This is a genomic window from Bradyrhizobium sp. OAE829 (genome assembly GCF_040546575.1).
Classification (GTDB): domain Bacteria; phylum Pseudomonadota; class Alphaproteobacteria; order Rhizobiales; family Xanthobacteraceae; genus Bradyrhizobium.
In genome coordinates, this window is record NZ_JBEPOE010000001.1 from 6,330,177 (window position 1) to 6,354,433 (window position 24,257).

The 24,257-nt window shown below is 64.1% G+C and carries 22 protein-coding genes; 10 read left to right on the forward strand and 12 right to left on the reverse strand.

All coding sequences use genetic code 11. The features are described 5' to 3' along the window. Positions 1-42: 42 nt before the first annotated feature. From ABIE49_RS30505 to ABIE49_RS30515, 3 genes are all read left to right on the forward strand, one after another. The gene (locus ABIE49_RS30505) at positions 43-2,106 is read left to right on the forward strand and encodes a cytochrome c1 (RefSeq protein WP_192738557.1); all 2,064 of its coding nucleotides are present in this window, start codon (positions 43-45) and stop codon (positions 2,104-2,106) included. Between the two features lie 217 nt (positions 2,107-2,323). After that, positions 2,324-2,998 (forward strand): dienelactone hydrolase family protein, encoded by a 675-nt coding sequence (locus ABIE49_RS30510; RefSeq protein ID WP_192738558.1) that lies wholly within the window; start codon positions 2,324-2,326, stop codon positions 2,996-2,998. Between the two features lie 145 nt (positions 2,999-3,143). Beyond that, on the forward strand, positions 3,144-4,040 hold the full coding sequence (locus tag ABIE49_RS30515) for an NAD-dependent epimerase/dehydratase family protein (RefSeq protein ID WP_192738559.1): 897 nt from the start codon (positions 3,144-3,146) through the stop codon (positions 4,038-4,040). Positions 4,041-4,095: 55 nt separating this feature from the next. On the opposite strand, the gene ABIE49_RS30520 is transcribed toward ABIE49_RS30515, so the two are convergent. Further along, positions 4,096-5,091, reverse strand: a complete 996-nt coding sequence (locus ABIE49_RS30520; protein ID WP_192738560.1) for a VOC family protein — start codon at positions 5,089-5,091, stop codon at positions 4,096-4,098. A gap of 353 nt (positions 5,092-5,444) precedes the next feature. On the opposite strand from ABIE49_RS30520, the gene ABIE49_RS30525 reads away from it, so the two are divergent. Together ABIE49_RS30525 and ABIE49_RS30530 are read left to right on the forward strand one after the other, a co-directional pair. Continuing rightward, positions 5,445-7,601: an anthranilate synthase component I gene (locus ABIE49_RS30525; protein WP_192738561.1), complete on the forward strand. Its 2,157-nt coding sequence runs from the start codon at positions 5,445-5,447 to the stop codon at positions 7,599-7,601. Between the two features lie 101 nt (positions 7,602-7,702). After that, complete coding sequence (locus ABIE49_RS30530; protein ID WP_192738562.1) at positions 7,703-8,242, forward strand: adenine phosphoribosyltransferase; 540 nt, start codon at positions 7,703-7,705, stop codon at positions 8,240-8,242. Positions 8,243-8,285: 43 nt separating this feature from the next. Here ABIE49_RS30530 and ABIE49_RS30535 read toward each other — a convergent pair whose 3' ends face one another. The 9 genes from ABIE49_RS30535 to ABIE49_RS30575 all read right to left on the reverse strand — a co-directional run bounded on the left by ABIE49_RS30535 (position 8,286) and on the right by ABIE49_RS30575 (position 18,578). Beyond that, the gene (locus ABIE49_RS30535) at positions 8,286-8,618 is read right to left on the reverse strand and encodes a GIY-YIG nuclease family protein (RefSeq protein ID WP_192738563.1); all 333 of its coding nucleotides are present in this window, start codon (positions 8,616-8,618) and stop codon (positions 8,286-8,288) included. 95 nt (positions 8,619-8,713) lie between these two features. Continuing rightward, complete coding sequence (locus tag ABIE49_RS30540; RefSeq protein ID WP_192738564.1) at positions 8,714-9,382, reverse strand: P-loop NTPase family protein; 669 nt, start codon at positions 9,380-9,382, stop codon at positions 8,714-8,716. 59 nt (positions 9,383-9,441) lie between these two features. Beyond that, a complete protein-coding gene (locus ABIE49_RS30545; RefSeq protein WP_192738565.1) occupies positions 9,442-10,206 on the reverse strand; it encodes a P-loop NTPase family protein in 765 nt (254 codons plus the stop codon). 158 nt (positions 10,207-10,364) lie between these two features. Then, the gene (locus ABIE49_RS30550) at positions 10,365-11,576 is read right to left on the reverse strand and encodes a M48 family metallopeptidase (protein ID WP_192738566.1); all 1,212 of its coding nucleotides are present in this window, start codon (positions 11,574-11,576) and stop codon (positions 10,365-10,367) included. Positions 11,577-11,609: 33 nt separating this feature from the next. Continuing rightward, entirely contained in the window at positions 11,610-12,170 is a 561-nt protein-coding gene (locus tag ABIE49_RS30555; protein ID WP_192738567.1) for a LemA family protein, read from the reverse strand. 278 nt (positions 12,171-12,448) lie between these two features. Continuing rightward, a complete protein-coding gene (locus ABIE49_RS30560; protein ID WP_192738568.1) occupies positions 12,449-13,426 on the reverse strand; it encodes a small ribosomal subunit Rsm22 family protein in 978 nt (325 codons plus the stop codon). 162 nt (positions 13,427-13,588) lie between these two features. Next, positions 13,589-17,053, reverse strand: coding sequence for a chromosome segregation protein SMC (gene smc, locus ABIE49_RS30565; protein WP_192738569.1), 3,465 nt, complete (start codon positions 17,051-17,053; stop codon positions 13,589-13,591). Between the two features lie 256 nt (positions 17,054-17,309). Further along, complete coding sequence (locus ABIE49_RS30570; protein WP_192738570.1) at positions 17,310-17,966, reverse strand: DsbA family protein; 657 nt, start codon at positions 17,964-17,966, stop codon at positions 17,310-17,312. A 132-nt stretch (positions 17,967-18,098) separates the two neighbouring features. Further along, positions 18,099-18,578: a DUF721 domain-containing protein gene (locus ABIE49_RS30575; RefSeq protein ID WP_192738571.1), complete on the reverse strand. Its 480-nt coding sequence runs from the start codon at positions 18,576-18,578 to the stop codon at positions 18,099-18,101. 116 nt (positions 18,579-18,694) lie between these two features. Between ABIE49_RS30575 and mutY the strand changes: the two genes are divergently transcribed. The 3 genes from mutY (at position 18,695) to ABIE49_RS30590 (ending at position 21,033) form a co-directional block, all read left to right on the forward strand. Then, on the forward strand, positions 18,695-19,789 hold the full coding sequence (gene mutY, locus ABIE49_RS30580) for an A/G-specific adenine glycosylase (protein ID WP_192738572.1): 1,095 nt from the start codon (positions 18,695-18,697) through the stop codon (positions 19,787-19,789). A gap of 55 nt (positions 19,790-19,844) precedes the next feature. Further along, positions 19,845-20,522, forward strand: a complete 678-nt coding sequence (locus ABIE49_RS30585) for a Rossmann-fold NAD(P)-binding domain-containing protein (RefSeq protein WP_192738573.1) — start codon at positions 19,845-19,847, stop codon at positions 20,520-20,522. Between the two features lie 88 nt (positions 20,523-20,610). Continuing rightward, complete coding sequence (locus tag ABIE49_RS30590) at positions 20,611-21,033, forward strand: PaaI family thioesterase (RefSeq protein WP_192738574.1); 423 nt, start codon at positions 20,611-20,613, stop codon at positions 21,031-21,033. Here ABIE49_RS30590 and ABIE49_RS30595 read toward each other — a convergent pair. Together ABIE49_RS30595 and ABIE49_RS30600 are read right to left on the reverse strand one after the other, a co-directional pair. Continuing rightward, on the reverse strand, positions 21,030-22,295 hold the full coding sequence (locus ABIE49_RS30595) for a flavin-dependent oxidoreductase (RefSeq protein WP_192738575.1): 1,266 nt from the start codon (positions 22,293-22,295) through the stop codon (positions 21,030-21,032). The two genes, ABIE49_RS30590 and ABIE49_RS30595, sit on opposite strands and share 4 nt — an antisense overlap. A 90-nt stretch (positions 22,296-22,385) precedes the next feature. Continuing rightward, the gene (locus ABIE49_RS30600) at positions 22,386-22,760 is read right to left on the reverse strand and encodes a Cif family virulence factor (protein WP_192738576.1); all 375 of its coding nucleotides are present in this window, start codon (positions 22,758-22,760) and stop codon (positions 22,386-22,388) included. 112 nt (positions 22,761-22,872) lie between these two features. On the opposite strand from ABIE49_RS30600, the gene ABIE49_RS30605 reads away from it, so the two are divergent. Beyond that, the gene (locus ABIE49_RS30605; RefSeq protein WP_192738577.1) at positions 22,873-23,697 is read left to right on the forward strand and encodes a helix-turn-helix domain-containing protein; all 825 of its coding nucleotides are present in this window, start codon (positions 22,873-22,875) and stop codon (positions 23,695-23,697) included. A gap of 20 nt (positions 23,698-23,717) precedes the next feature. Further along, positions 23,718-24,194: a nuclear transport factor 2 family protein gene (locus tag ABIE49_RS30610; RefSeq protein ID WP_192738578.1), complete on the forward strand. Its 477-nt coding sequence runs from the start codon at positions 23,718-23,720 to the stop codon at positions 24,192-24,194. The last annotated feature ends 63 nt before the right edge of the window (positions 24,195-24,257 follow it).

Below are 24,257 nucleotides of genomic sequence, written 5' to 3' on the forward strand. Positions count from 1 at the left end.
CCTTAATCCGTCGCGTCGTTTTACTTCCTCAGGATCGCATCAATGAGCGGACCATCCGATTTCCAGCCGACCAATCCCGCCTTGAAGTGGATCGAACGGCGTCTCCCGATCATGGGCCTCGTCCATTCCTCGTTCGTGGCCTATCCGACGCCGCGTAACCTGAACTACTGGTGGACCTTCGGCGCCATCCTCTCGATGATGCTGGCCCTGCAGATCCTGACCGGCGTGATCCTGGCGATGCACTACACGCCGCATGCCGACATGGCCTTCAAGTCGATCGAACTGATCGTCCGCGACGTCAATTACGGCTGGCTGCTGCGCAACATGCACGCCTGCGGCGCCTCGATGTTCTTCTTCGCCGTCTACATCCACATGTTCCGCGGCCTGTATTACGGGTCGTACAAGGAGCCGCGCGAAATCCTCTGGATCCTCGGCGTCATCATCTACCTCTTGATGATGGCGACCGGCTTCATGGGCTACGTGCTGCCGTGGGGCCAGATGAGCTTCTGGGGCGCCACCGTCATCACCAATCTGTTCTCTGCCGTGCCGTATTTCGGCGAGAGCATCGTGACGCTGCTGTGGGGCGGTTATGCCGTCGGCAACCCGACGCTGAACCGGTTCTTCTCGCTGCACTATTTGCTGCCGTTCGTGATCGCCGGCGTGGTCGTGCTGCACGTCTGGGCGCTGCACGTTGCGGGTCAGAACAATCCGGCCGGCGTCGAGGCGAAGGCCGAAAAGGACACCGTGCCTTTCACGCCCTACGCGACCATCAAGGATGCGTTCGGCGTCTCGTGCTTCCTGCTGTTCTTCGCCTGGTTCATCTTCTACATGCCGAACTATCTCGGCGATGCCGACAACTACATCCCCGCCAATCCCGGCGTGACACCCGCGCACATCGTGCCCGAATGGTACTATCTGCCGTTCTACGCGATCCTGCGCTCGATCCCGAACAAGCTCGCCGGTGTGGTGGCGATGTTCGGCGCGATCGTCATCCTGGCGTTCCTGCCCTGGCTCGATAATGCCCGGACCCGTTCCTCGAAGTATCGTCCGCTGGCGAAGCAGTTCTTCTGGATCTTCGTCGTGGTCTGCCTCGGGCTCGGCTATCTCGGCTCGCAGCCGCCGGAAGGCATCTACGTGATCGCCGGCCGTATCCTGACCTTCCTGTACTTCGCCTATTTCCTGATCCTGCTGCCGCTCTTGAGCCGGATCGAGACGCCGCGTCCGGTGCCGAACTCGATCGCCGACGACGTGCTGGCCAAGCACGGCGGCAAGGTGGCCTCAGTGCTGGTCGCGCTCGTCGTCGCCGGCGGTCTCCTGCTCGGTGGTACGCAGACCGCACGCGCCGAAGACCATGGCGTCGCGCCGCCCGGAAACAAGTGGTCGTTCTCCGGCCCGATGGGCAAGTTCGATCGTGGCGCGCTGCAGCGCGGCCTGAAGGTCTACAAGGAAGTCTGTGCGTCCTGTCACGGGCTGTCTTACGTCGCCTTCCGCAATCTCGCCGAAGCCGGCGGTCCCGGTTATTCGGTGGCGCAGGCCGCAGCGTTCGCGTCCGATTACAAGGTCAAGGACGGCCCGGACGACAAGGGTGAGATGTTCGAGCGGCCGGGCCGGCCGGCCGACTATTTCCCGTCGCCGTTCCCGAACGAGAATGCGGCGCGGGCCGCCAATGGCGGCGCATTTCCGCCGGACCTGTCGCTGATCACCAAGGCGCGCTCCTACAAGCGCGGCTTCCCGATGTTCCTGGTCGACTTCTTCACCCAGTACCAGGAGCAGGGCCCGGACTACGTTACGGCCGTGCTGCAGGGCTATGAAGACAAGGCGCCGGCCGGCTTCTCGCTTCCGGAAGGTTCCTACTACAACAAGTATTTCCCCGGCCACGCCATCAAGATGCCAAAGCCGCTCAGTGACGGCCAGGTGACGTATGACGACGGCGCGCCGGCCACCGTCGCGCAGTACTCCAAGGACGTCACCACGTTCCTGATGTGGACCGCGGAACCGCACATGGAGGCGCGCAAGCGGCTCGGCCTGCAGGTGTTCGTGTTCCTGATCCTGCTCACGGGGCTGCTGTACTTCACCAAGAAGAAGGTCTGGGCCAACGCGCACTAAGCGCTGGGTTCATCGCAATTCGGAAAAGCCCCTGCGGGGGCTTTTTTGTTGGGTTCGTCATTCCGGGGCGATGCGTTAGCATCGAACCCGGAATCTCGAGATTCCGGGTCTGGTGCTAGCGCATCATCCCGGAATGACGGTGGAGGCGGATTGCTTCCCGGCTTCACTGCGGACAAAATAGCCGCCAATCGCTCCCCAAAAAAATACGGAGGACCCCATGGGAACCAGCATCACTTTCAAGCGTCCCGACGGCAAGGACGCAGCCGGCTATCTCGCCAATGCCGCGCGCGGCAACGCGCCGGGCGTGGTCGTGATCCAGGAATGGTGGGGGCTGCAGGACCAGATCAAGGGCATGTGCGACCGCTTCGCGGCGGCCGGCTTCGACGCGCTGGCTCCGGATCTCTACAAGGGCACGGTGGTGCCGTATCACGACACCGATGCCGCCGGCAAAGAGATGAACTCGCTGGATTTCATGGATGCGACCACGCAGACGGTGCGCGGCGCGGCGCAATATCTCGCAAAGAACGGCGCCAAGGTCGGCCTGACCGGCTTTTGTCTCGGCGGCGCTGTCACCATCATCGGCGCCACCAAGATTCCGGAGCTCACGGCCGGTGTCGTGTTCTACGGCATCCCGCCGGAGCAGGCGGCGAAACCGGCGGATGTCAAAATTCCGCTGCAGGGTCATTTCGCCAACAAGGACGACTGGTGCACGCCGGCGCTGGTCGACGGTTTCGAAAAGGCGATGAAGGAAGCAAGCAAGTCGCTGGAGCTGTTCCGCTATGACGCCGAGCACGGCTTCGGCAACGAACAGCGCCTGTCGGTGCACGACCGGCAGTGCGCGGAACTCGCCTGGGGCCGCGCGACGGAATTTTTCAGGAAGCATCTGGGATAATCCGAGAGTGCTTGCTCGTCATTGCGAGCGAGGCGAAGCAATCCATCGCGCGGCGTATCCGATAGATGGATTGCTTCGTCGCGTCGCTCCCTTGCACAAATGCTTCGCGTTTGTTGCAGGCAGTGACGATAGATAGAGGTTGAGAATGAAAATCTTCTGCACAGGCGCGTCCGGTTATATCGGCGGATCGGTGGCCGCTCATCTCGTGGCCGCCGGACATCAGGTCACCGGCCTGGTTCGTTCTCCGGAAAAGGCCGATGCGGTTCGCGCCCGCGGCATCGAGCCGTTATCGGGAACGCTGGATGACGCGGAAATCCTCGCGCAGGCGGCGCGCGCCGCCGACGTCGTCATCAATGCGGCCAGTGCCGATCACAAGGGCGCGGTGGACGCCCTGCTTGGCGCGCTCGCCGGCAGCGGCAAGCCGTTCATCCACACCTCGGGTTCGAGCATCATCGGCACGCAATCCAAGGGCCAGCGCTCCGATGCGGTGTTTGATGAAGACACGCCGTTCACGCCATCGCCTGCGCGTGCGGCGCGGGTCGCGCTGAACGAATTGATCCTCTCCTATCGCGACAAGGGTTGCCGTCCCGTCATCATTTGCCCGAGCCTGATCTACGGCATCGGCCATGGGGCGGGGCGCGACAGCGTGCAGGTACCTTTCCTGATCAAACTCGCGAAAAAACGAGGCAACGCGGCCCATGCCGGTCCCGGCGAGAATGTCTGGTCGAACGTTCATATCGACGATCTCGTGACGCTCTATGCGCTCGCGATCGAGAAGGCGCCGGCCGGCGCGTTCTACTTCGCCGAGAATGGCGAGGGGTCGATGCGCGAGGTTTGCGAAGCCATCAACCGCATGCTGGGCTTTGCGGGCGCGCCGTCGGTAATGTCGATGGAAGAGGCGGCCGCCGAATGGGGTGAGGGCACCGCTGAAAACACGATGGCTTCGAACAGCCGCGTGCGCGCGGTCCGAGCGCGAGAACTCGGCTGGAAGCCGCAGGCGCGCAGCCTGATCGAGGAGATCGAGCAGGGCTGTTATCGGTAGGCATTAATTGCGCATCTGAGCGTTCGCAGGGACGACATATATTGTCAGTCGCCGGTTATTGCTTCACCCCGTCCCACCACGCACACGTGCCAGACATCAGCTGGTAATTACCCTCCATCACCTGCACCGGCGCGCGCAGGCCTTCGGTCGCGGCTTGCATCCGCATCTGGCGCGCGGTCTCGCGGTCTTTCGGCGGCAGCCAGACGCGGTCGTGTCCCCACAGGCTCGGGCCGTGATGCATTTCGACCGGCTGCCATGTCGCCGGATCGATCTCGCGGCCGCCCCACCCGCACTCGATCATGAAGGATGACGGCGTCTTGGCGTAGAACGATGTCACGAGGTCATTGGTGTGACGGCCCAGCGTGACGCCGATGCGGTCCGGCTGCATCATCGCGATGTCGTAGGATTGGCCGACATCGTCGAGCGAGAACAATTCCACCATCAGATGGTGCATGCCGTTCTTGCCGGTCTCGATCAGCGCCAGGCTGTGATGCCGCGCGTTGACGTGGAAGAAATAGGCGCGGAACGGTTTTTCGATGTAGTCGGAAAGCCTGAAGCCGAGCACATCGACATAGAACGCCATCATCGGATCGATGTGCTCGACGGTCAGCACCGCATGTCCGAGGCCGAGCGGACCGGTGCGAAAACCCGAGATCGAGCGGCCCGGACTGAACGGCGTCTCGTCGATCTCGGCGCCGTAAAACGCCTCGAGCCGGTTGCCGCCGGGATCGCGAAACGAGATCAGGCCGCGCACGCGCCGGGCATCGGCCAGCGTCGTTGGTTCGGCCGTGACATTGACGCCGGCTTGTTCGAGCCGGGCTGCAAGCTGGTCCAACGCCGCCGCGTCGGCGACTTCCCAGCCGAAGAAGCGCGCGCCTTCGCCCATCGCGCGGTCGATCACGATGCGCTGCTTGCGGTCGTCCATCCGGAAGGCCAGCAGCGAATTGCCGCGCTCGACCGCCTGCAGGCCGACCAGGGAGGTCCCGAACTGGCGCCAGTCCTCCAGCGCATCCGATCCGAAGCCCGCGTATCCCAGACCCAGCAATGCCATCCCTTGCCTCCGCCTGCTTGTTGTTTTCGGGCGTTGTTGCCGCCGCCATTGGGCCGGATGCTACGCGGATTTTGGCCGTTTCAAACCCCAAAAGATGGCCGGCGGGCCAGGCATGGGCAGACCAGGGCCGGGGGCCTCCCTTGACATCGATCGCGGCGGATGGTGATTAAGCGCCATGAGCACCGCCGTTCGCCCATCCCGTCTTTGGTGGCGCACCTCTTAACGAGGTGGCCGGTGCGATTTCATTTTAACAATCGTCGAAGGTCGCCATCGCAGTGTGACCGGCGGTTTGTTTATTTGCCCTTCGTTTGTCCTGTGTGGCGTTCCCTCACCAAGTTTCGTAAGAGGATCACATGAACAGGACCGTCTTCTCCCTGCCCGAGCACAGCGAATACCGGACCGCCAGCGGTCTTGCGATCTCGCGCGCCGTCGAGCAATTTTCCGGCGACGCCAAGCGGCTCGATGACCTGATCGACCTGCTCGACCGCCGCCGTGGCGTGGTGCTGTCTTCGGGCACCACGGTGCCGGGCCGCTACGAGAGCTTTGACCTCGGTTTTTCCGATCCGCCGCTGGTGCTGGAAACCGAGGGGGCGAATTTCGCGCTTAGCGCGCTGAACGGGCGCGGCGAGGTGCTGATCGCCTTTCTCGGCGACGTCCTGCGCGAGCCTTGCATCGTCGTCACCGAGCAGAGCGCGTCGCGTCTCGCCGGCCATATCATCCGGGGTCCCGCGCCTGTCGATGAAGACCAGCGTACCCGACGCGCCAGCGTGATGTCGCTGGTGCGCGATCTGGTCGCAAGCTTCACCGCCAATGACGATCCGCTGCTCGGCCTGTTCGGCGCCTTCGCCTACGACCTCGTATTCCAGATCGAGGACCTCGTGCAGAAGCGCGCCCGTGAGGCCGACCAGCGCGACATCGTGCTGTATGTGCCGGATCGCCTGCTCGCCTATGACCGCGCCACCGGCCGCGGCGTGGTGTTGAGCTACGATTTCGCCTGGAACGGCAGATCCACCGCCGGCCTTTCGCGCGACACTGCCGAGAGCGTCTACGCCAAGACGCCGCGGCAGGGTTTTGCCGATCACGCGCCCGGCGAATATCAGGCGACGGTTGAGACCGCACGCGCCGCGTTCGCGCGCGGCGATCTGTTCGAGGCGGTGCCCGGGCAGTTATTCGCTGAGCCGTGCGAGCGTTCGCCCGCCGAAGTGTTCCAGCGGCTCTGCCGCATCAACCCGTCGCCCTATGGCGCGCTGATGAATCTCGGCGAGGGTGAGTTTCTGGTCGCCGCCTCGCCGGAAATGTTCGTGCGCTCCGACGGACGACGGGTCGAGACCTGCCCGATCTCGGGCACCATCGCGCGCGGTGTCGACGCGATCGGCGATGCCGAGCAGATCCGGCAATTGCTGAATTCGGAAAAAGACGAATTCGAGCTCAACATGTGCACCGACGTCGACCGCAACGACAAGGCGCGCGTCTGCGTGCCCGGCACCATCAAGGTGCTGGCGCGGCGCCAGATCGAGACCTACTCAAAGCTGTTTCACACCGTCGACCATGTCGAAGGCATTTTGCGCCCCGGCTTCGACTCGCTCGATGCGTTCATGACCCATGCCTGGGCCGTGACGGTGACCGGTGCGCCGAAATTATGGGCGATGCAGTTCGTCGAGGACAATGAGCGCTCGTCCCGGCGCTGGTATGCCGGCGCGATCGGTGCCGTGAGTTTCGACGGCAGCATCAACACCGGGCTTACCATCCGCACCATCCGGATGAAGGATGGGCTCGCCGAAGTGCGCGTCGGCGCGACCTGCTTGTTCGATTCAGATCCCGCCGCCGAGGACAGGGAATGCCAGGTCAAGGCGGCCGCCCTGTTCCAGGCGCTGCGCGGCGATCCGCCGAAGCCGCTGTCGGCGTTTGCGCCCGATGCGACCGGTTCGGGCAAGAAGGTGCTGCTGATCGATCACGACGACAGTTTTGTGCACATGCTGGCGGATTATTTCCGGCAGGTCGGCGCGTCCGTGACCGTGGTCCGGCACGTTCATGCGCAGCAGATGCTGAACCAGAAAAACTGGGATCTGCTGGTGCTGTCGCCGGGTCCCGGCCGGCCTGAGGATTTCGGGATATCGAAAACCATTGGAACGGCGCTGGAGAAGAAGTTGCCGATCTTCGGCGTCTGCCTCGGCGTGCAGGCGATTGGCGAATATTTCGGCGGCCAGCTCGGGCAACTCGGCCAGCCCGCGCACGGCCGGCCGTCGCGGGTCCAGGTGAGGGGCGGGCGCTTGATGCAGAACCTGCCCAATGAAATTGTGATCGGCCGCTATCACTCGCTCTATGTCGAGCGCGACAGCGTTCCCGACGTGCTCACGGTCACCGCGACCACCGAGGACGGCGTCGCGATGGCGATCGAACACAAGACCCTGCCGGTCGGCGGCGTGCAGTTTCACCCGGAATCGCTGATGTCGCTCGGCGGCGAGGTGGGTTTACGTATTGTCGAGAACGCGTTCCGGCTGCATGTTTAACTTGTCATTCCGGGGCGATGCGAAGCATCGAACCCGGAATCTCGAGATTCCGGGTCTGGTCCTTCGGACCGTCCCGGAATGACAATTGAAAAGAGACAAAGATGACGTTTGACCATGACCTGAAGGCCACCGTCCGCACCATTCCGGATTACCCGAAGAAGGGCATCCTGTTCCGCGACATCACCACGCTGCTCGCGGATGCGCGCGCGTTCCGCCGCTCGGTCGATGAACTGGTGCAGCCCTGGGCCGGCAGCAAGGTCGACAAGGTCGCCGGCATCGAGGCGAGGGGCTTCATCCTCGGCGGCGCGGTGGCGCATCAGGTCTCCGCCGGCTTCGTGCCGATCCGCAAGAAAGGCAAGCTGCCGCACACCACCGTGCGGATCGCCTATTCGCTGGAATACGGCCTCGATGAAATGGAGATGCATGCCGATGCCGTGCAGCCCGGCGAGCGCGTCATTCTTGTCGACGATCTCATCGCCACCGGCGGCACCGCGGAAGGGGCCGTAAAACTGCTGCGCCAGATCGGCGCCAATGTGGTCGCGGCCTGCTTCATCGTCGACCTGCCTGATCTGGGCGGCGCCGACAAGCTGCGGGCGATGGATGTGCCGGTACGAACGCTGATGGCGTTCGAAGGGCATTGAGTTTTTTTCGTTTGAAACTCTCTCCATGTCGTCCCGGCGAAGGCTACACCGCCTGGGCGCCGAGTTGCGTGCGCCAGTGCTTCATACGCTCTTTCAACAGCGCGTCCCTGATGTAGGACGTCTCGTCCTCTTCCAGCCGCTCGCATTCCACGAAGGTCAGATTTTCGGGTCCATGCGTGGTCCATGCCGTCTGCAGGCTGCGGCAGGTGTGGCTGCCCTGGCGCAGCGAAAACCAGATCCGGTTCTGGATCTTTTCGAGGTCAGGGGCCTGACCGACCCATTGCTCGGCGGAGGCGTTGCTGCGGATCACGAAGATCCCCGCGACGGTCTTCCGCTCCTTGTAGGCGGCGATGGCAGCTTTTCTGTCTGATGTCACCGGAGGCCTCGCGCAGGGAGATTTGCTGTCGGGGAGGCGGTACCAGTCCGACAGGCTTGCGTCAATATTATCCGGGTAATATTATTTGGTCGGCTTCACGACCGCTGCAGTATCAGGCTGAGTTCCAGCTCCCGAAAACTGGTGTAGTTCCTGCGGATCCACTGATGCAGTTCGGTCGAGGAATCCTTCTCCTGGCGCAGATAGCCCGTGAAGGAGAAGGTCAGCCGGTCGATATAGGTCTTCAGGAACACCGGAAGCGCCGATATCCGCAGCACGCGTCCCCGTTCCATCGCGGCGGGCAATTCGCCGCGCACCACGTGCTCATTGTCGATCGCGATCAGGGCATTCGCAGGAATTTGCTGTTTCAGCATCTGGTAGGCCGTGGCCGAGGCGCGGTCGGTATCGGCCACGAACAGGATCACGGGCGCGACGCCGCGGCGCACGGCTTCCTTCATGAAGCCGATCTCATCCGTCATCCTGAAGAACTCGTCGAAGGCGTGGAAACCGAGGTCGATGACCTTGGCGACGCTGTCATTGACGATCAGGCGGTCCATCAGCTGCATCTTGCCGAAGGTGTCGATGACGTCGGCCGTCTCGGTGGTGCGCGGCAGATATTCCAGCAGCGACGGCTCCTTCAGATTGATGTCGAAGGAGGTCACCGTGCCGTTCTTCAGCAGCAGGAACTCGCTGAGCAGCCGCGCGATCAGCGTCTTGCCGACCAGCGGGCGGGGCGAGCAGATGATGTAGACGGACGTGGGGCTCATCACGCGCTATATCAGGCGATTTTTCCGCCTAATCCAGCCCCATCGCGCGCCTGGCGCGATTATTTTTCGCCGCTGCGGGTGCTCGATTTGCCGCTGCCGCTGCCGCCGCCGACCAGGTCGGTCAGCTTGATGCGGTCGAACTCGCTCCAGACATTGGCGAGCCAGTGCCGGACGTAGCCGCGGAGCACGAACGAATAGTTCGCGGCCTCGTCGTTGGTGCCCTTGTTGGCGACGAATTTGAGGAACGGCACCGAGGAGACCTCGACCTGCTCATAGGCCATTTCGTTGAGCTTGGGGATCGTGAGCTCGGTGGCATCCTTGATGCGGTGGAAATAGGAATTGTAGGTCGCCTGGTCCCACTGGAAGAACTGGGTGTCGTTGATGAAGTTCTTCACCAGGTAATATTTGGCGCCCTGCATGAAATTCGCGGTCTCGGCGATTTCGTCCAGCGAGGCGATCGAGGGGCCCAGGATATGGAACACGGCAAAGGTGATCTGGCCGGCCTTGGCGGCATCGAGGAAGCCGATGTCGCGGAGCGAGGCCAGCGCGGGCGACAGCAGTCCGGCGCGGACGTCGATCACGGTCACCGAGGTCCCGGCATTGAGCGTGTCGAAAATCTTCATCTGGTCCGCGGTCGTCGTCATATCGACGATCTGGGTGATGTCGGGGTGGAAGCGCATCAGCGTGCCGCGCGGCGACTCGGTGTCGAACGCCCGGGTCGGGACGTTGTTGGCGCTGAAATAATCCAGGAGCGTTCGCGACACGGTCGTCTTGCCGACCCCGCCCTTGTCCGCGCCCACCACAATCACGACTGGCTTTGCCATGGAATTTCCTACTACGCGCCCCCGATCGCGGGAGCGATCGGCAGGTCCCCATATACCTGTTTGGGCGCGAACATGGCAGAAACAAGGGAGAATTCAATTCCTTGAGCCTGCGCCGGCGTTATTCGTAGGTAATTCGTTAATGGCGCCGTACCGAGGGCTCAGCTGTGCCGGCCCCAGGGTCCCCAGCCAGGACCCCGTCGTGCGCCCTGCCGCTGACCTTGCGGCAGGCCCGCGGGCGCTGCGGCATCGCTCCACGGACCGTGGGTGACCGGGGGCGGCAGTTGATCCGCCGACTGCGGTTCCGCCTGATCCTCCGGTTCGTCGTCGGCCTCCTCAGGCAGGGCCAGCGGGCCGGGATCGCGGCCGCCGGCATATTGCACCAGCGCCTTGACCCGCGAATCCACCGACGGATGGGTCGCGAACAAATCGGCAAATCCCTCGCGGGGATTGTCGAAGCACAGTTCCATCACCGCCGAGGTGGCGCCGGGAAGCTCGCCGCGATTCTCGATCTTGCGCAGCGCCGTGATCATGGCGTCCGGGTTCTTGGTCAGTTCGACCGAGCCGGCATCGGCCAGCAATTCGCGCGACCGCGACAGCGCCAGTTTGACCACCTGCGACAGCAGCCAGGCCAGCAGGATCAGCGCGACCGCGATAATGACGACGATGATGGCACCGCCGCCGGAGCTCTTGTTGTCGCTGTCCGAGGACGAGGAGGACGACGAACGCGAGGACGAGGATGACCAGGATCCGCCGGACGAATTCCACGACAAATTGGTGAACATCCGGAAGAACAATTCGCCGAAGAAGCCGACCACGCCGGCGATGATGACCGCGATCACCATCAGCTGCACGTCGCCGTTGCGGATATGGGTCAGCTCATGGCCCAGCACCGCCTCGATCTCCTGGTCGTTGAGCGTCCTCAGCAGCCCTGTGGTGACGGTGATGGCGTATTGCCGGCGGTTGAGGCCGCTCGCGAATGCGTTCAGCGCCGGGCTGTCCATCACCTTCAGCTTCGGCATCGGAAGGCCGCGCGAGATGCAGAGGTTTTCTAGGAGATTATAGAGCCGCGGCTGCTGCTTGCGCGTCACGTCCTCGCCGCCGGTGACGGCGTCGATCATGTTCTGGTGGAAGAAATAGGCGATCACGATCCACAGCGCCGCGATGCCGGTCGCATAGGGGAAGGCCGTGACCAGATCTCGCGCCGCGGCCCGCAAATAATAATCGACCGAGCGGTCGCTGCGGATCACGACTTCGGCGAGCAGCGCGCCGGCATAGACCAGCACGTAGATCAGCAGGAACAGGCCGGCGAGCAGCAGCATCGAACGAAACTTGTTCGATGCAATATGCGTGTAGAGCCCGTACGCGGCCATGATGTGCTGCTTCTCGCTGGAATGTCGCGGCCGTTAGAACTTTACGGTCGGCACGACCTCGACTTCGGTGCGGCTGGCGCCGAGGTCGAAGAAATCCTTTTTGGTGAAGCCGAACATGCCGGCGAACAGCGCGGCGGGCAGCTGCTGGATACCGGTGTTGTATTCCTGAACCGCGTTGTTGAAGAAGCGGCGGCTCGAGGCGATCTTGTTCTCGAGGTCGGACAGTTCGCCGGCGAGCTGCTGGAAATTGGCGTTGGCCTTGAGGTCCGGATAGGCCTCCGACAGCGCGATCAGGCGGCCGAGCGCGCCGCTCAGCTGGTTCTCGGCGGCGCCGATCTGGGCCGGCCCCTGCGCCGACATCGCGGAGTTGCGGGCCTTGATCACGTCGTCGAGCGTGCCGCGCTCGTGGCTGGCGTAGCCCTTTACGGTCTCGACCAGGTTCGGGATCAGGTCGTGGCGCTGTTTGAGCTGGACGTCGATGTCGGCAAAGGCCTGGCCGACACGCTGGCTTAGCGCGACCAGGCGGTTATACGCACCGATGGCGAACAGCACGAGAATGACAATGACGCCGATAACGATCCAGCTCGTCGACATGGCAACAACTCCTGATGAGGCGAAGAAAGGGTGGAACCTAGACGAAAACCGGGGCGTGCGGCAGCCCGCCGCGACGTGGGGGCTTGGTTTAGTCGAAACCAGGGCGGGATAAGTTCATGGCCCTCGTGTCCCGGGCGCGATGCGGTGCGAAGCACCGCTTCGCAGAACTCAGATGCGCAATTGCGCATCGGGGGACCCACATCCCGCAGCGGGATGGACCCCGGATCAGCAGCGCACCACGCCAAGCGGCGCGCTGCGCAGCATCCGGGGAACGGCCGCTAAGGGTCTTGCGCCACCGCATCGCCCCAGCGCCAGCGCCGGGCGAGGGCATAATCCGCCTTCGCGCGCCGGGGTGTCCGGCTTAAGACGAGGCCGGCCGGGGTGCAGAGCTTGGCCGTGACTTCGACTTTGGACACGGTCGGCTGCGCCAGCACGCGGGACGGGCGCGCCCCTAACGGCGCACGCGTCAGCGCCACATAGGCAAATCGTTCGTCCTCGAACGGCAGCTCGGCGCCCTTGACCTGCTTGTGCGCGCGCGAGCGCTGCAGGCGCTGGGTGAAATGGCACCAGTCCGGTGCGGCGAGCGGACATGTTCCGTCGTGCGGGCACGGAGCGGCGACGTGCGCGCCGGCCGCGATCAGCCGCTCGCGCAGCGCGATGATCCGCGCATAGCCGGCCGGCGTTCCGGGCTCGACCACCAGCAGCGTGTCGCGAGTCTTTTCCCACATCAGGGCGGCGAGTGCGCTTTGTTCGGTGGCGTTGAGTTCGCCGATCACGTAGCTGGCGACGACGAGGTCGGCGGCGTCAGCCTTGATCAGGGAAGCACGGGCTTCGCCCCGCTCGTAATGGAGTTCGCGCAGGCGAAAACTCTCGCTGACCAGGTCGAGCGCCAGCTTGCGCAGTGCGTCGTTGGCATCGAGCAGGGTGAAATGTTGCAGCGAGGCAAAGGCTTCCGCCGCGGCCCAGCTCGCCGTGCCCGGCCCGGCGCCGATATCGAGCAGGGTTCCGGGTGCAAAATCGGGGCGGATTTGACCGAGCGCATTGAGGCTGGCGGTGACCGCGGCATAGGTCGCCGGCATCCGCGCCAATGCATAGGCCAGTGCATCGGTCTCGGACCGGATCGTGCCGGAGCCGCCGCCATCGCGGTAATTTTTCGAGATCGACGCCGAGCGTTCCGCCGCGTCGCTCCGCGAAAAACCGCGCAGCTTGGCGTCAAGCGCGGCTTTCAGTTCGGCGGGAAGGTCGGGTGAGGTCATCGTTTGCTCTTCCCCTTCTCCCCTTGTGGGAGAAGGTGGCGCGAAGCGCCGGATGAGGGGTCTCTATCCTCATCTGAACATTTTGCCGTGAGGGGAGAACCCCTCACCCGTCTTCGCTTCGCGAAGCCACCCTCTCCCACAAGGGGAGAGGGAAGCAAGAGCTCACGCCACGTGCTGGTCGAGGATCTTCACCGCATCGTCGAGGCCGACCGAGACCAGCTGCGAGACGCCCCGTTCGGCCATGGTGACGCCGAACAGCCGGTTCATCCGCGCCATCGTGATCGGATTATGCGTGATGATGATGAAGCGGGTTTCGGTCGAGGACGTCATTTCATGCAGGAGGTTGCAGAACCGCTCGACGTTGTGGTCGTCGAGCGGCGCGTCGACTTCGTCCAGCACGCAGATCGGCGACGGGTTGGTGAGGAACACCGCAAAGATCAGCGCCAGCGCAGTCAGCGCCTGCTCGCCGCCCGACAGCAGCGAGAGCGTCTGCGGCTTCTTGCCGGGCGGTTTGGCGATGATTTCGAGGCCGGCTTCCAGCGGATCTTCGCTCTCGATCAGGTGCAATGCGGCTTCGCCGCCGCCGAACAATTCGGTGAACAGCCGCTTGAAGTGCTCGTTGACGGTTTCGAACGAGGTCAGCAGCCGCTCGCGCGCCTCCTTGTTGAGGCTTTGGATGCCCTGGCGCAGCCGCTTGATGGCTTCCACGAGATCGTCGCGTTCGGTGGTGAGCGCCGTATGCTGGGTTTCGACTTCACGCAGCTCTTCCTCGGCGCGCAGATTGACCGCGCCGAGACGCTCGCGGTCGCGGCGCAGCTTTTCGAGGTTTTCCTCGATCTCGGCGAGCGGTGGCAGTTCCGCGCCCGGCTCGATCTCGGCCAGAGCAGCCACGGCATGCGGTTCGACTTCGAGCATGTCGTGGATTTCGCGCTCGATGTCGGAGAGACGGCGCCTGGTGCCGTCCATGCGTTCCTCGGCGCGGGCGCACGCCTCGCGGGCGCTGGAGAGCGCTTCCAGCGAGGCCTTTGCCTCGCGGTCGGTCTCCGCCATCACGCTCTCGGCCGCAGCCAGCGCATCGGCGGCGACGCGGCGCGCGCTTTCGGCGGACTCGATCTCGCTGATCAGCGCGCGGCGCTTCTGGGCGAACAGCGCCGGAGCGTCTTCGAGTTCGGCACGCTCTGCGGTCACTTCGGTGACGCGGGCTTCAATGGTGGAAACCTGCGAGGCCGCGCTTTGCTTGCGGTTCTGCCATTCGGTGCGCTCGGCGAGGATCGCCTGCACACGGCGGTCGGCCAGCTCAGCCTCGCGCGCCAGCGCCTGCGCTTCGGCACGCATCTGCGCGGCGAAGCGGCGATGGCCCTCGATGTCGGTGCGAACCGTGGAGAGCCTGGTTTCGGTCTCGAGGCTCGGCGGCAGCTCGGCCAGCGCCGCATTGGCGTTTTCGTGGGCGGCGTCGGCCTCGGCGCGGTCGGCGGCGAGGCGAGTATGGGCTTCCGTCAGCGTCGCTCTGCGCGCGGCGTGGCGGTTGATCTCGCGCTCGGTCGCGGCATGGCGTTCGCGCGCGGCATCGGCCTCGCGCTGCGCGGCACGCCAGGCGTCGCGGGCGGCAGATTCGGCGCCCGATGCCACCTTCAGTTCGCTCTCGGCGTCTTCCAGCGCCTGCCGCTTGGCGGCAGCATCTGCGCGGGCCTGCTCCAGTTCGTTTTCGATATCGACCAGGCGGGCGCGTTCGGCGAGACGCCGTGCGGCGCCGGTCGGGGCGTGGGCGGCGGCGACAAAGCCGTCCCAGCGCCAGACGTCGCCTTCCAGCGACACCAGCCGCTGGCCGGTCTTGAGTTGAGACACCAGTTCCGCGCCGCGCTCCTTGGCGACGACGCCAATCTGCGCCAGACGCCGCGCCAGTTCGGTCGGGGCTTCGACATGGGCGGCAAGCGCCTCGACGCCCGCGGGCAACGCCGGATCGTCGAAGGTTGCACCCGCATTGCTCCAGCGCATCGGCGCGGACGGATCGATCGGCGCGTCGAGGTCGTCGCCGAGCACGGCGCCGAGCGCCTTTTCATAGCCCTTGGTGACGGTGACGCCGTCGATGATCGGCGGCCACAGGTTCTTGGTTTCGCCATTGACGAGCTTCGAGATCGTGCGCGCTTCAGTCTCGAGCCGTTGCACGCGCTTGTCGGCTTCCGCCAGCGGCGAACGGGACGCTTCCAGCCGTGCACGCGCGGCGACATGGCCGGCCTCGTTGGCCTGCGCCGCAGCTTCGGAAGCGGCGAGCGTTTCCTGCGCGGTCTCCATCGCGCCGGCAAGCGCGTCGAGGTCGCCGAGATTGCCGGTTTCCTGCGCGAGCTTTTGCTCCTCGCTCTGGACGTTGGCGATTTCCTGGTCCAGCCGGGCGAGGCGGTCGCGATGGGTGCGCACGCCGGCCTCTAGCTGATTGCGCTTGGCGGTGAGGTCGGCCAGCACCGTCGTCAGTTCCGAGAACATGCGCTCGGCGGCGGCGAGCGTCGCTTCCGCTTCGGAGACGCGTTCATCGACGCCGCTGCGCTTCTCGACGCGCGACTTGATCTCTTCCTTGATTTCGGAATCTTCGGTGTCGAGCCGCAGCAAGGCAACTTCGGCGTCCGAGGTCTGCTGCTGTTCGCGCGCGATGTCGGCGGTGAACTGGGTCAGGCGCCGGTCGAGTTCGGCGACGCGCTCTTTGGCACGCTCTTCCTCGCGATCGAGCAGCTCGCGCGCGTTGGTCAGGCGTTGCAGTCCGGCCGCGGCGCGGGCTTCGCCCTCGCGCAGCGCCGGCAGTTCGGAGGCGCGGATCGCCTGGATACGGGCCGCTTCGGCCTGTTCACGGGTGCGTTCAGCCATCTCGCGCACGTTGAGGTCATGGGTGCGGGCGGCTTCCGCCACGTCGGTGTTGGCTTCGAGCCAGCGCAGATGGAACAGCGTGGCCTCGGCCTTGCGCACCTTGGCGGCGACTTCGCGGAACCGGATCGCCTGCCGCGCCTGCTTCTTCAGCCCGTCGACCTGGCCGGAGAGCTGGCCGATCACGTCCTCGACGCGGGTGAGGTTGGTCTCGGCCGCCCGCAGCCGCAATTCGGCTTCATGGCGGCGGGCGTGCAGCCCGGCGACGCCGGCGGCGTCTTCCAGCACGCGGCGGCGCTGTTCGGGCTTGGCCTGAATGATTTCGCCGATCTTGCCCTGGTGAACCAGTGCCGGCGAACGCGCGCCGGTGGCGGCATCGGCAAACAGGATCTGTACGTCACGGGCGCGCACGTCGCGGCCGTTGATGCGATAGACCGAGCCGGCTTCGCGCTCGATGCGCCGGGAAATTTCCAGGATCTCGCGGTCGTTCATCGCCGCCGGCGCCGAGCGATCGGCATTGTCGATCGTCATCACCACTTCGGCGTGATTGCGCGCCGGACGGTTGCCGGAACCGGCAAAGATCACGGCATCCATGTCGGCGGCGCGCAGCGATTTGTGCGAGGTCTCGCCCATCGCCCAGCGCAGTGCCTCGACCAGGTTGGATTTGCCGCAGCCGTTCGGCCCGACCACACCGGTCAGGCCCGGCTCGATCATGAAGTCAGTGGGTTCAACGAACGACTTGAAACCATGAAGGCGGAGGCGCGTGAGTTTCATGAACACGATTCTCTGTTGGCCGGGCGCGAATCTCCCTGCCGTGACAATACCATGGAAGGCAATGTCGGTGTGTGGACGAGTCGCGCGTTGCGGCTCTTATCGGCTGCGACAATGGCGAGGCCGGGGCCGAAGGGCAACGCCCGCGGAGGGCTTTTCCCAAGCCTTTTATCGAGGTTTTTGCAGGGCTTACCGGCCCGTATGAATCCGGTGGGCGAATCGGGTTTTCAACAGGATTTGACGCGCCGTAGCGCGCCGGTCAGCTCTTGAGCATCGCGTTGATGCGTTTGCTGAACTCTTCGAAGCTCTGCTCGCCCTTGATCATCTCGCCATTGATGAAGAAGGTCGGCGTCGACTGCACCTTCAGCACTTCGGCGGCGTATTTCTGGTCGGCGGCGATCTTGTCGAGCAGCTTCTGGTCCTTGAGACAATCTTCCACCGCCGCCTGCGTGAGGCCGGCCTGCTTGCCGATCCGGATCAGCGTCTCCGTGGTGTTCTTCAGAACCCAGTCGTTCTGCTGCTTGAACAGGAGGTCGATGACCGCGAAATATTTCGGCGCGTCGTCCTTGGCGATGCAGCGCGCCAGCATCGAACCGGCGGCCGCCTTGATGTCGAGCGGGAATTCGCGGAACACGAAACGGATCTTGCCGCTGTCGATGAATTCCGACTTGATCTTGGGGAAAACGTTTTCGGTGAACGCCGCGCAATGCGGGCAAGTCATCGAGGCGTATTCAGTGATGGTGACCGATGCATTCGCCGGGCCGAGCGCCATGTCCGGCAGCGACTGCGGCTTGGCGACGTCGGCGGCGCCCTGCGCCAGCGCGTCATTGATCAGCCGCAGCGGCGAGAAGCCGGCGAGGGCGGCAAGCCCGGTCAGCGAAAGGGCGGCGGTGAAGGCGCGGCGCGTGATGATCAAGGTCAGCTCCCGATTGGCGCGTTCACGCCCGAAGAAATACGATAAACAAGGTCAAGTCTTGGAAAGCTTTGGCTAGCTTGAAACGATAATTGTGGCAATGGCAGGTTGCCGCGGGCCGGGCGCGCGGCAGGCTCAATTTCGCTTGATCGAGGCACCAAGCCGCGCCAGCGCGTCGCGCAATTCGTCATCCTCGACCGAGGACAGGGTTTTGGCGATCTCGGCGACCGCCTTCGGGTCCGGCGCGCGGGACGGTTTTGGCCGGTCCCGGCGCGACAGCGGCGCCTGCCGCAGCGCCAGCCGTCCGACCGCGCTCCAGCCGAAGAAGCGGTTGACCCGCTCCAGGATCACATCGGAGGAATGCTGGATTTCCAGCGCCATCGGGCCCTCGACCCGTAGCACCAGGGTGGCCGGTTCCTGCGGCTGGCCTTCGACCGGGCGGGGCCATTGCATCTTCAGGGGCTCGGAATGGGCCGCAATCTCGCGGCCCGCAATCTCGGCCCAGCGCGTCACCAGTTCGCGCGCGGCGAACCCCTGCTTGGCATAGGCGTCGGAAAACACGTCGCCGAGCAGGACGGAAAGCGGTTTTGCGGAGATCGGACCGGGTTTTGCCATGGGGGCTTATAGCATGCCGGGGCTCGCGACAGGAACGGTCAAAGAAAGACGTGGATGCCCGCGACAGGCGCGGGCATGACGTGGAGAGATTGTCATCCCGCTATTACAGTGCCTTCATGAATCCTGCCGTGGCCACCAAACCCAAACGACGAGGAAGTGACGCGGCCGGCCGCCCCGCGTTGCTGCTCGATTGGTACGACCGCCATCGCCGCGTGCTGCCGTGGCGGCCGCCGGCGGGGGAGCGCGCGGACCCGTACCGGGTCTGGCTGTCCGAAATCATGCTGCAGCAGACCGGCGTCAAAACGGTCGGGCCGTATTTCCTGAAGTTTGTGACGCGCTGGCCCGATGTCGCCGCCCTCGGCCGGGCCTCGCTCGATGACGTGCTGCGGATGTGGGCCGGGCTCGGATACTATTCGCGGGCGCGCAATCTGCACGCCTGCGCGGTGGTGGTGCTGCGCGACCATGGCGGGGTGTTTCCGGATACGGAAGAGGGCCTCCGTTCGCTGCCGGGGATTGGGCCGTATACGGCAGCCGCGATTTCGGCGATTGCGTTCGACCGGCGCACCATGCCGGTCGACGGCAATATCGAGCGCGTGGTGTCGCGGCTGTTTGCGGTCGAGGAACCGCTGCCGCAGGCCAAACCGTTGATCCAGCAGCTCGCAGCGACGTTGCTGGGTCCTTCTCGCGCCGGGGACAGCGCGCAGGCTCTGATGGATTTGGGCTCTTCGATTTGCACACCGAAGAAACCGGCATGTGTGTTGTGTCCGCTCAACGACGATTGCCTGGCACGGTCACGCGGCGATCAGGAGATTTTTCCGCGCAAGGCGCCGAAGAAGACCGGAACGATGCGCCGCGGCGCGGCCTTCATCGTCACGCGGGGCGATGAATTGCTGGTTCGCACCCGCGCGGAAAAAGGCCTGCTCGGCGGCATGACTGAAGTCCCGGGCTCGGACTGGCTCGCCGGCCATGACGACAAGGCGGCGTTGCAGCAGGCGCCTGCCCTCAAGGGCATCGCTAAATGGCATCGCAAGGTGGGTGTAGTGACGCATGTGTTCACGCATTTTCCGCTTGAGCTGGTGATCTTCACGGCGAAGGTGGCCGCGCGGACGCGCCCGCCTGAGGGAATGCGCTGGGTGCCGATCGCAACGCTCGCGGGTGAAGCCCTGCCCAATGTCATGCGCAAGGCGATCGCGCACGGGCTGGATCTCTAGCAAGCCATCGCCAAATCTCGCTCAGGACGAAGCACCAAACAGTAAAAGGCCTAAAATGGCATTTCGCATCTTGATCATCGGTGGCACGGGGCAGGTGGGAGCTGCGGTGGTGGGCGCGCTGGCTGCAGAGTCGTCCTGCGCTGAAGTCGTGATGGTCAATCGCAGGGCGATTTCCCTGAGCGCTGATCCCCGTGTGCGGCAGGTGATCCTGGATACGGCAGCTGCTCAGTTTCCGGCAGAAGTGACCAAGCTTGCGCAGAGCATGGTTGCGCAAGGCGATCCTGTCTATGGGGCATCCTGTGTGGGTGTCGGCAAAGGCAGCTTGAAGTGGAGTGAGGAGGAATTAAAGGCCCTCGAAATTGACGTGGTGGGTGGCTTTGCCCGCGGTTGTCAGGCCGGGGGTATCACACGGTTTTCACTGCTCTCGGCAGTGGGAAGCACCTCGAAAAGCAGGATTCGCTATGTGCGGGTCATGGGGTTGAAAGAAGAGACGGTTCAAGGGATAGGCTTCCAACGCCTCGCGATTTTTCGTCCGGGAATTATCGCGGGCAATGCTCACACGCCGCGTTATGTGGCCTGGTTGGGGCGTCTGATTCCGGGACCTTTTGGCACGATTGAGCAGGACGATATCGGGCGCGCCTTTGTCGCTGAGTTCATCAGCAGTTCGGCCCCAAACGGGGTTGTGTATCTCGAAAATGGAGCGATGAGACAGAGGTCTCGTGCGCTTGAGTAGTCCACTATTTATTTGGGAAGCGGTTCTGGTCTGCTGACACCATGCTGTCAGCAGGCCTCCGCTACAACGCGGCGATCAGGAGATTCCCATGACCGCAACCGCGCTCGACCATCTCACGCCCCCGCCGTCCTCAAAGCTGCTCGGCTGGCACCTGCTCGATGCACGCCCCGAGAAAGGCTGGGTCCGGATCGGCTTCGACGGCCGCAAGGATTTCTGCAACCCGGCCGGCTTCGTGCAGGGCGGCATTCTCTCCGCGATGCTTGACGACACCATGGGGCCGGCGGTGTTCGCAATGACCGACGGAAAACTCTACACCGCGACCATCACCATGACCGTGAATTTTCTAACCCCGGCCAAGCCGGGCAAGATTGTCGGTGAAGCGACCGTGACGCAGCTCGGCAAGACCATCGCCTTTGTCGAGGGCAGGCTGATGTCTGAAGACGGCACCGTCCTGGCAACGGCCACCACCAGCGCGCGGCTGGTAGAGACTGCGAAGCTATCCGGTCGCTAGCGCCCGAGCTGCACGATCGGCGGCTTGGCGTTGAGGCCTTCGACCTGAAAGCCGGCGACGCGCTTGTAATTGGCGGCGATGTCTTCCAACTCTTGCAGCGACAGCACGTCGGTGACGACCTCATAGCCGTCGGGCGCGCGTTCCTCGACCATCTGCATTACCTGTTCCGGCCCGTTGCGCCGGTTCAGCATGACGAGATCAGTGGTGGCGGGCCGGCGCTCGGCCTCGTAGGCTGTGAGCGCCGCGTTAGTCGGGCCGTGCGCCAGGATTTCGCGGGTAATGACGCGGGCATCCAAAATCGCCTGCGAGGCGCCGTTGGAGCCGATCGGGTACATCGGATGTGCGGCGTCGCCCATTAGCGTGACGCGGCCGAACGTCCATTGCGGGATCGGATCGCGGTCGACCAGCGGATATTCGTAGGCATGCGGGCAATCGCGGATCAGGCCGGGCACGTCGAGCCAGTCGAATTTCCAGTCCTTGAACCAGGGCAGGAATTCGTCGAGCTTGGCGGTCCGGTTATAGTCCTCGCGGCGCCACTGATAGGTCGGCGGCATGTGCCGCTCGGCCACCCAGTTGATGCTAGATTTGCCTGAGGCGTCAGGCGCCTTCGAAATCGGATAGCAGACGAATTTCAGGATCTCGTGACCGGCCATGATCATGGTGCGGCCGGACAGGAAGGCGTCCGATTTGGTAATGCCGCGCCACAGGATGCGCCCGTTCCAGATCGGTGGGCCTTCCTGCGGATAAAGTTTTTCGCGAATCGCCGAATGAATGCCGTCGGCCGCGATCAGCAATACGCCTTCGTGGTGGCCAGCAGCTTTTCCGGTCGCCTTGTCGATGAATTCGGCGCGGACGCCATCGGCGCTTTCCGTCCAGCCGGTGAGATGGTGGCTGGTGAGGATGTTCTCTTTTCCGAGCCGTTCGGTCGCTGCGTCGAGCAGGATCTGCTGCAGCGTGCCGCGGTGGATCGAGAATTGCGGCCATTTGTACCCGGCTTCGACACCGCGCGGCTCGCTCCAGATCGGTTTGCCGTGCTTGGAAAAATACGCCAGTTCCATGGTGCGGACGGCGGCTGCGTCAAGTTGGTCGTGCAGGCCGAGCTCGATCAGCTCGCGCACCGCATGCGGCAGCACGTTGATACCGACGCCGAGCGGCCGCAGCTCGGGCACGCTTTCGAAGACTTTGGCGGGAACGCCGATCTGGTGCAGGCTGAGCGCCAGCGTCAGTCCGCCGATGCCGCCGCCGGCGATGAGTACGGTCATGTCTACGCCCCTGTCATACAGGGGCGTCATGACATGAGGGGCGGCAGGGGGCAACTGCGAAAAGCCGGCAGGTATTCCCCTCCCGAGACCTTACGGCAGCGCGGGCGGCGCGCCGAAAAAGCCGACGTTCTTGACCACCCGGCCATCGGGGCCGACCTCGCCAAAATCGATCGAGATGTCGCCGCAGCTGCCGTCCTCGCGCACCAGGCGCCAGAGGACGCGGAACACGTTGTGGTGCACATCGATGCCGCTCATGAACTCCAGCCGCGCGCCCGGCCGCGACGCCTGCATCGCGGCGATGTGGCGGGCGAGTTCGTCCCGCCCCGTCAGCGAGACCCTGGGATCGAGATAGACGCCGCCATCGCTCCAGCATCGCGCAAGCAGCGCCTGCCGTGCGGTAGCCTCCGGTTCGTTCCATGCAGCCAAGTACTGCGTCACGACTTCCCTGATTGCGCTGCCGTCCATGAATGCTCTCCCGCACGATCAAAGGCATGGTCGAGTCTTTCAGGGAATTGTCGGCTTGTCACTTACATCGGAGGTAATTGCCGTTCTGACGTGATGGTCTAGATTGCCTCACATGAGCGCGCCGACACACAATTCCCACGATGCCGCAGCCGGGCATTTCAGCAGCCTGCTGAGGCATTGGCGTGGCGTGCGCCGCCTCACCCAGATCGAACTGGCGGCTGACGCCAACGTATCGGCGCGGCATCTGTGCTTTCTGGAAACCGGCCGGTCGCAGCCGAGCCGCGAGATGGTGCAACTGCTCGGCAGCGCGCTCGATCTGCCGCTCGAGGAGCGCAATGCCTTGCACGTCGCGGCGGGTTTCGTGCCGCCCTATGGCGACAAGGGATTGGCGGCGGACAATCTGCAGCCGGTGCAGCAGGCGCTGGATTTCATCCTGCGGCAGCAGGAGCCGTATCCGGGGATCGTGGTCGACGGGCACTGGGACGTTCGGATGCGCAACCAGGGGTCCGCGCGCCTGCTCAAGCCGTTTCGCGATTCCTACCGGATGGAAGCCGGCGTTGCCGACAACGCCATGCACGTCGTTTTCCATCCCAAAGGCCTGCGGCAGTTCATCGTGAACTGGGAAGAGTTCGCCGGCCAGATGATCCAGATCCTGCACCGCGACGTCGCGCAGGGCAGCCGTGCGGCCGCGCGCCTGTTCGACGAGATCATGGCCTATCCCGGGCTGCCGGCCGAATGGCGGCTTCCGCGCCATTCGCAGGCCAGTTCGCCCGTCATGATCATGCAACTCGCCAAAGGTGATTTCCGGCTCGCGTTCTTTTCCACCTTTACGACGCTCGCGATGCCGACGGACGCGGCGCTGCAACAGATCAAGATCGAATGCTTTTTCCCGGCGGATGACGCCACCGCCGAGATGGCGCGCACGATGGCGCTCTAATAAAACCAGAGGAGCTGACGATGCAACTCGCTACACGTAAGGACCAATCCGCCGAGACGTTGGACGAATTGCGCGCGCTAAACGCCCGCTTCATCCATAATTTCATCACCAACGACGTGGCCTCGCACGACGCCATCCTGCACCCCGCCTTCATCAACATCTGGCCGACCGGACAGCGATGGGATCGCGCGACATATCTGAAATACTGGGCGACCGCCTTCGATCCGAAACTGATCCCGTACTGGGACGTCCGCGATGAACTCATCACCGTCGTCGGCGATGTCGCGCTGGTGCGCTCCACCAACAAGGCGATCCGGCGGCGCGACGGCAACGAAGTGACCGGGATGACCATGTACACCGACACCTACCTGTTTGAGAACGGTGCGTGGAAGTGCATCCAGGCTCAGATCCAGGCGGTGGCGCCCGAGTTTTATCCCGCCGACGACACCATCGTCAGCGTCTACATCGACGGCAAGTTGCAGCCCCGCGCGGCGTGAGTGCCACTTCAGGGTTCGCCTGGGATAGACGGCGCAGCAATGCGCAGGTAACCTGAGGCATCA